Origin of the sequence: Schumannella sp. 10F1B-5-1 (assembly GCF_006517535.1) — a bacterium.
Taxonomy (GTDB): Bacteria; Actinomycetota; Actinomycetes; order Actinomycetales; family Microbacteriaceae; genus Schumannella.
Genome location: NZ_VHQH01000029.1, coordinates 1 through 445, shown reverse-complemented (window position 1 = coordinate 445; position 445 = coordinate 1). Strand labels below are relative to the sequence as shown.

Sequence of the window (445 nt, the reverse complement as noted above, 5' to 3'; positions counted from 1 at the left end):
CACCTGCACGCGGTGCTCATCCTGTACGCGTGGACCGCTGCGGCATCGATCGGCATGCTGCTGTTCCTGTTCATCGACACCTGGTGGGCGGCGCTCGCGACGGTGCTCGGGCTCGTCGCGTGCGCGATCGTCACGCTCGCGCCGCTCAGCCGGCGCAAGGCGGTCGAGGCCGCCGTGCAGAGCGCGGATGCCGCGACCGCGGCGGATGCGCAGCTCGCGCGCTTCGATCCGCTCGACGCGGCGGCGAACCTGGACATCGAGCCGAGCGACGCCGCCGCGCGGGAGGCTCTGCGCCGGCTGCAGGAGAAGGAGTCATCCGCATGACCGCCGTCAACCGCGTCCTCACGCGCGCGCTCATCTGGGGTGCGATCGTCGCCGCGGTGCTCGCCGTTCTCGGCGGCGGCATCGGCGCGCTCGTGGCGGGCACGCCGGGGCTCGTCGGGGG

1 pseudogene is annotated in these 445 nt (G+C 73.9%); it reads left to right on the top strand.

The window, feature by feature from the left end:
- A pseudogene (locus FJ658_RS03645) lies at positions 1-324 on the top strand (hypothetical protein); the annotation flags it as partial.
- Between the last annotated feature and the right edge of the window lie 121 nt (positions 325-445).